We start from the raw sequence: 7619 nt of genomic DNA on the forward strand, positions 1-7619 counted from the left end.
CAATTAGATGCTGCAGTTAACGCTGCAGCATCTGTTACGGCTGAATAGAATGTAGGGACGAGATTACCCGTCCTCAAGATTAACTCCGACAGGAGAGCTAAGGTGAAAGACTTACTTAAGTTTCTGAAGCAACAAAATAAGACCGAAGAATTCGATGCAATTCGCATTGGTCTTGCTTCACCAGACATGGTTCGTTCATGGTCATACGGTGAAGTAAAGAAACCTGAGACTATTAACTACCGTACTTTCAAGCCTGAGCGCGATGGCTTATTCTGTGCCCGTATTTTCGGCCCAGTGAAAGATTATGAGTGTTTATGTGGTAAATATAAACGCCTTAAACACCGTGGTGTGATCTGTGAGAAGTGTGGCGTTGAAGTTACACTGACCAAAGTGCGTCGTGATCGTATGGGTCATATTGACCTTGCGAGCCCAGTAGCACATATATGGTTTTTAAAATCATTACCGTCACGTATCGGTTTAATGCTAGATATGACGCTTCGTGATATTGAACGTGTTCTTTACTTCGAATCATTCGTAGTAACTGAGCCAGGTATGACAACGCTTGAGCGTGGTCAGTTACTAGGTGAAGAAGAATACCTAGATGCATTAGAAGAGCACGGTGATGAGTTTGAAGCGAAGATGGGTGCTGAAGCAGTTTTAGACTTGCTTCGTGAACTTGATCTTGGCCAATTAATTGCTGAGATGCGTGAAGAGTTACCAACAATTAACTCTGAAACTAAACGTAAAAAAATCACTAAACGTCTTAAGTTAATGGAATCATTCCACCAATCAGGTAATAACCCTGAGTGGATGATCATGACAGTACTTCCAGTATTGCCACCTGATCTACGTCCATTAGTACCATTAGACGGTGGTCGTTTTGCGACATCTGATCTAAATGACCTTTACCGTCGTGTTATTAACCGTAATAACCGTCTTAAGCGTCTACTAGATTTAGCTGCACCAGATATTATCGTACGCAACGAAAAACGTATGTTACAAGAAGCGGTAGATGCGCTACTTGACAACGGTCGTCGTGGTCGTGCAATTACAGGTTCTAACAAGCGCCCGCTTAAATCTCTTGCTGATATGATCAAGGGTAAGCAAGGTCGTTTCCGTCAGAACTTACTTGGTAAGCGTGTAGATTACTCAGGCCGTTCTGTAATCACAGTAGGTCCTACGCTTAAACTACATCAGTGTGGTCTTCCTAAGAAGATGGCACTTGAGCTATTCAAACCATTTATCTACGGCAAACTAGAGCGTCGCGGCATGGCTACGACAATCAAAGCTGCTAAGAAAATGGTAGAGCGTGAAGTAGCTGAAGTATGGGATGTATTAGACGAAGTAATTCGTGAACATCCGGTATTACTAAACCGTGCACCAACACTTCACCGTTTGGGTATCCAAGCGTTTGAGCCTGTGCTTATCGAAGGTAAAGCGATTCATTTGCATCCATTAGTATGTGCGGCGTACAACGCCGATTTCGATGGTGACCAAATGGCGGTACACGTACCGTTAACAATCGAAGCACAGCTTGAAGCACGTGCATTGATGATGTCTACAAACAACATTCTATCTCCTGCGAATGGTGAGCCAATCATCGTTCCTTCACAGGATGTTGTATTGGGTCTTTACTACATGACGCGTGATCGTATTAACGCGAAAGGCGAAGGCGCAATATTTAAAGATCCTAAAGAAGCAGAAAAAGCATACCGCAGTGGTAATGCAGACCTTCACGCTATTGTGAAAGTACGTATTAGCCAGTCAGTTGCTAACGAACACGGTGTAGTAGAAGATACTACAACGGTTATCGAAACAACCGTAGGTCGTGCAATTCTGTCTCTAATTTTACCAACTGGTATGCCGTTTGAGTCAATCAACCAGCCACTAGGTAAAAAGCAGATTTCTAGCTTGTTGAATGAATGTTACCGTCGCTTAGGTCTTAAAGACACCGTTGTGTTTGCTGACCAAGTTATGTACACCGGTTTCCATTACGCAATGAAGTCTGGTGTTTCTATCGGTATCGATGACTTAGTTATCCCACCGGTTAAAGCGCAGATCATTGAATCAGCAGAAGCTGAAGTAACTGAAATCAACCAACAATTCCAATCAGGTCTTGTAACGGCTGGTGAGAAGTACAACAAAGTTATCGATATTTGGTCACGTGTAAATGAAAACTTATCACGTGAGATGATGGCTAACTTGTCAAAAGACACAGTAACCAACGCGAAAGGTGAAGAAGTAGAGCAACCGTCATTTAACTCAGTGTTTATGATGGCCGACTCAGGTGCTCGTGGTAGTGCCGCTCAGATCCGTCAGCTAGCAGGTATGCGTGGTCTAATGGCACGTCCAGATGGTTCAATCATCGAGACACCAATCACGGCTAACTTCCGTGAAGGTCTAAACGTACTTCAGTACTTCATCTCGACTCACGGTGCGCGTAAAGGTCTAGCCGATACAGCACTGAAAACAGCGAACTCGGGTTACTTAACGCGTCGTCTAGTAGACGTTGCACAAGATTTGGTAATCAACGAAGACGACTGTGGCACAGAAGATGGCTTAACAATGAAACCGCTAATTGAAGGTGGTGATGTTGTAGAAGCGCTTCGCGAACGTGTACTAGGTCGTGTTGTAGCTGAAGATGTTGTTATTCCAGGTACCAATACAGTACTTGTAGAACGTAATATCATGCTTGATGAAAAACTGTGTGACCTTTTAGAAGAGCACTCGGTTGATGAAGTACGCGTACGCTCAGTTATCACATGTGATAATGACTTTGGTGTATGTGCTAACTGTTATGGTCGTGACCTAGCACGTGGTCATATCATCAACGCAGGTGAATCAGTAGGTGTTATCGCGGCACAGTCAATTGGTGAGCCGGGTACACAGCTTACGATGCGTACATTCCACATCGGTGGTGCGGCATCTCGAGCGTCAGCTGAAAATAATGTACAAGTTAAAACTAACGGTACATTAAAACTTCACAATGCTAAGTATGTATTAAATACAGACGGTAAGATTGTTATTACGTCTCGTTCAACGGAAATCACTATCATCGATAGTCATGGCCGTGAAAAAGAGCGTTATAAAGTACCTTATGGTGCAGTATTAACAGTTCAAGACAATGCAGAAGTTCAAGGTAACGACATTGTTGCTACTTGGGACCCGCATAGTCACCCAATCGTTCTTGAGCACAAATCAAAAGTATCGTTTAGCGATATCGATGACTCGAATACAGAGACACAAACCGATGAACTAACTGGTTTGACTCGTATTGTAGTTAAAGACCTTGCTAAAGCGAATGCTAAAGAGCCTAAACTTATCATCGAAAGTGATGAGCGTGGTCTGCAAGAAACACGTCTTCCTTCATTCACAACGATTGAAGTAACAGACGGTGCGACTGCAAACCCAGGTGACGTGTTAGCACGTATCCCGCAAGAAGGCTCTAAAACTCGTGATATCACGGGTGGTCTACCACGCGTAGCCGACTTATTTGAAGCCCGTAAGCCAAAAGATCCAGCTATCTTAGCTGAAATCACTGGTACTATTAGCTTCGGTAAAGAGACTAAAGGTAAGAAGCGTTTAGTTATTACTCCAGCTGAAGGTGATCATTACGAAGAAATGATTCCTAAGTGGCGTCAACTTAACGTGTTTGAAGGTGAACAAGTGTCTAAAGGTGAAGTAATCGCCGATGGTCCTGAATCACCACATGACATCTTACGCCTACGTGGTGTGACTCATGTTGCTAACTACATTGTTAACGAAGTGCAAGAGGTTTACCGTTTGCAAGGCGTTAAGATCAATGACAAGCACATTGAAACAATTATCCGTCAAATGTTACGTAAATGTACCATTTTACACGGTGGTGATACTGACTTCTTAGCTGGTGAACAAATCGAAGTGGCGCGCGTTAATATCGCAAACCGTGACCTTGAAAAACAAGGTAAGATCCCAGCGAAGTTTGAAATCCAGTTAATGGGTATTACTAAAGCATCACTAGCGACAGAATCTTTCATCTCTGCAGCGTCTTTCCAAGAAACAACACGTGTTCTTACAGATGCAGCAGTGAATGGTAAGAGCGATGAGCTTCGCGGTCTGAAAGAAAACGTAATTGTGGGTCGTTTGATCCCAGCCGGTACCGGTTTTGCGTATCATCAAGATCGTATGGCTCGCCGTAAACAAAGCAAAGAAGTAGTAGAAGAGCAAACAGTAAGCGCTGAAGAGGCAACTCAAGCACTAACTGATGCACTAAATGCTGATTTGTCTGGAAATCAATAAACTGTTCTTAATCAATAGATTAAGAGATCGTAAGGCAGTTAAGTGCTGTCTTACGGTTAGTTTAGGTTGACAGGTTAAACTTTGCTCATTAAAATTCCGCCACCCATTTACTTGTGTGCTTATCGTAGGCAGGTAATAAAGGGCGGATTTTTTTATTTTTTTCAGTAGTAATTTTAATTTCAGGAGCTATTTAAATGGCAACTATTAACCAGCTAGTGCGTAAGCCACGCCGTAGCAAGGTTACGAAAAGTAACTCAGCTGCACTAAAAGCGTGTCCGCAAAAGCGCGGTGTATGTACTCGTGTATATACAACTACACCTAAGAAACCAAACTCAGCGTTACGTAAAGTAGCTCGTGTACGTTTAACTAACGGTTTCGAAGTAACATCTTACATCGGTGGTGAAGGTCATAACCTTCAAGAGCACAGTGTAATCCTAATCCGTGGTGGTCGTGTTAAAGATTTACCAGGTGTGCGTTTTCACACTGTACGTGGTGCACTTGACTGTGCAGGCGTTAGCGACCGTCGTCAAGCTCGTTCTAAATACGGTGCAAAACGCCCTAAAGGGTAATTGTATTCCGTTAGTAAGGCCAAGCACTAAATATTATTAATTATTGTTTTGGGTGATTGACTCGAAAGAGCAAACCTGAATAAACCGGAGATACAAAATGCCTAGAAGACGCGTAATAGGTCAACGTAAAATTCTTCCAGATCCTAAGTTCGGATCGGAACTTCTTGCTAAATTCGTTAACATCGTAATGTTAGACGGCAAGAAATCTACTGCTGAAAAAATTGTTTATGGTGCGCTAGACGTGGCTGCTGAGAAATCAGGCAAGTCGCACCTAGAAATCTTTGAATCTGCACTTGATAACATCCGTCCACAGGTAGAGGTTAAATCTCGCCGTGTTGGTGGTTCAACTTATCAAGTACCAGTTGAAGTACGTCCAGTTCGTCGCAACGCATTAGGTATGCGTTGGTTAGTAGACGCTGCACGTAAGCGTGGCGAAAAATCTATGGGCTTACGTTTAGCTCAAGAAATCGTTGACGCTGCTGATAATAAAGGCACTGCGGTTAAGAAACGTGAAGACGTTCACCGTATGGCTGAAGCGAATAAAGCATTCGCTCATTACCGTTGGTAATCTGTCCTTAACCTTTAAGAGGATCATATGGCACGTACAACTCCACTTGAGCGCTACCGTAATATCGGCATAGTAGCTCACGTAGATGCAGGCAAAACCACCACAACAGAACGTGTTCTGTTCTACACAGGTCTTTCTCATAAGATCGGTGAAGTACATGATGGCGCTGCAACTATGGACTGGATGGAGCAGGAACAAGAGCGTGGTATCACAATCACTTCTGCTGCAACAACGTGTTTTTGGAAAGGGATGGACGCTCAATTTGACGCCCATCGTATCAATATTATTGATACTCCAGGACACGTAGATTTCACTATCGAAGTAGAGCGTTCTTTACGTGTACTTGATGGTGCGGTAGTTGTGCTTTGTGCTTCTTCTGGTGTACAGCCGCAAACTGAAACAGTTTGGCGTCAAGCGAACAAATACGAAGTTCCAAGAATGATCTTCGTAAATAAAATGGATCGCACGGGCGCTGACTTTTTAGCTGTTGTTAGCCAGGTGAAATCTCGTCTTGGAGCAACGCCTGTTCCTATTCAGTTGCCAGTAGGCGCTGAGGACGACTTTAAAGGTGTTATTGACCTTATAAAAATGAAAGTGATTAACTGGAACGAAGCGGACCAGGGGATGACTTTCACATATGAGGCAATACCGGCAGACCTTCTTGAGTCAGCTGAAGAATGGCGCTCTCATTTAGTTGAAAGCGCTGCTGAAGCCTCAGAAGAACTAATGGACAAATACTTAGAAGGTGAAGAGTTAAGTGAAGCAGAAATTAAAAATGCTTTACGTCAACGCACATTGGCCAATGAGATTGTTCCAGTAACTTGTGGAAGCGCATTTAAAAACAAAGGTGTTCAAGCGGTGCTTGACGGCGTTGTAGAATACATGCCTTCACCAGAACAAGTTAAACAAATCCAAGGTATCTTAGAAGATGGTACCGAAGAGGAACGTCCAGCTGATGATAAAGCGCCGTTTGCTGCACTTGCATTTAAAATTGCAACAGACCCGTTTGTTGGCACTTTAACCTTTTTCCGTGTTTACTCTGGTACTGTTAAACAGGGTGACGCGGTATACAACCCAGTTAAAAGTAAGCGTGAGCGACTTGGCCGTATCGTACAGATGCATTCAAACTCTCGTGAAGAGATCAAAGAAGTCTACGCAGGCGACATCGCGGCGGCTATTGGTCTTAAAGACGTTACAACAGGTGAGACACTGTGTGCTCCGAATTCAATTATTACGCTTGAGCGTATGGAATTCCCAGAACCAGTTATTTCTGTTGCGGTTGAGCCTCGCACAATCGCTGACCAGGACAAGATGGGTATCGCGCTAGGTAAACTAGCTGCCGAAGATCCGTCTTTCCGCGTACAAACTGACGAAGAATCAGGCCAGACAATTATTTCTGGTATGGGTGAACTTCACCTAGATATTATCGTCGACCGTATGAAACGTGAATTCAGTGTTGAATGTAACGTTGGTAAGCCGCAGGTTTCATATCGTGAAGCTATTCGTTCAACTGTAGAAGTTGAAGGAAAGTTCATTCGTCAATCAGGTGGTCGTGGTCAATATGGTCACGTTTGGTTGAAGCTTGAACCGATGGATATTTCGGATGATGATTCTCCAATTTACGAATTCGTTAACGAAACCGTAGGTGGATCAGTTCCTAAAGAATACATCCCAGCGGTAGACAAAGGTATCCAAGAGCAAATGTCTCAAGGTGTACTGGCAGGCTATCCTTTACTTGGCGTTAAAGCGACTTTATATGATGGTTCGTTCCATGATGTAGATTCGAATGAAATGGCATTTAAAATTGCAGGTTCATTAGCTATGAGAGACGGTGCGCTTAAAGCAAACCCAGTTCTTTTAGAACCACTAATGAAGGTTGAGGTAATCACTCCTGACTCAAACATGGGTGATGTAGTTGGCGACTTAAACCGTCGTCGCGGCATGATCGAGGGCATGGAAGATGCACTTGGTGGGCTTAAGCAAATAAATGCGCAGGTTCCACTGTCTGAAATGTTCGGTTATGCGACTGCTTTACGTTCTGCAACTCAGGGTCGTGCTTCTTACTCTATGGAGTTTTTGAAGTACGCTGAAGCCTCAAAGCAGGTTGCAGATACAATAATTTCAGCTCGCGCTGTAATATGATTTTAGCTTGTCTGGCTCAATAGTGAGTCAGGCTTTAATTTCTTAATTAGGAATTTTTTAAG

The 7619-nt window shown here is 43.4% G+C and carries 4 protein-coding genes; all 4 read left to right on the forward strand.

The annotated features are described in order from the left end of the window. Positions 1-102: 102 nt before the first annotated feature. Complete coding sequence (gene rpoC, locus ACFI34_RS13225; RefSeq protein ID WP_462673830.1) at positions 103-4278, forward strand: DNA-directed RNA polymerase subunit beta'; 4176 nt, start codon at positions 103-105, stop codon at positions 4276-4278. A 194-nt stretch (positions 4279-4472) separates the two neighbouring features. Continuing rightward, entirely contained in the window at positions 4473-4847 is a 375-nt protein-coding gene (gene rpsL / locus ACFI34_RS13230; RefSeq protein ID WP_002958885.1) for a 30S ribosomal protein S12, read from the forward strand. A 97-nt stretch (positions 4848-4944) separates the two neighbouring features. Then, positions 4945-5415, forward strand: coding sequence for a 30S ribosomal protein S7 (gene rpsG, locus ACFI34_RS13235; RefSeq protein WP_004588211.1), 471 nt, complete (start codon positions 4945-4947; stop codon positions 5413-5415). 27 nt (positions 5416-5442) lie between these two features. Then, positions 5443-7557: an elongation factor G gene (fusA, locus tag ACFI34_RS13240; RefSeq protein WP_006791258.1), complete on the forward strand. Its 2115-nt coding sequence runs from the start codon at positions 5443-5445 to the stop codon at positions 7555-7557. The last annotated feature ends 62 nt before the right edge of the window (positions 7558-7619 follow it).

Source organism: Pseudoalteromonas sp. PSi26, from assembly GCF_054960575.1.

Excerpts from the sequence above, each read along its gene's own strand:
- rpsL (WP_002958885.1), top strand. The coding sequence starts at position 4,473 with ATGGCAACTATTAACCAGCTAGTGCGTAAGCCACGCCGTAGCAAGGTT.
- rpsG (WP_004588211.1), top strand. The coding sequence starts at position 4,945 with ATGCCTAGAAGACGCGTAATAGGTCAACGTAAAATTCTTCCAGATCCT.
- fusA (WP_006791258.1), top strand. The coding sequence starts at position 5,443 with ATGGCACGTACAACTCCACTTGAGCGCTACCGTAATATCGGCATAGTA.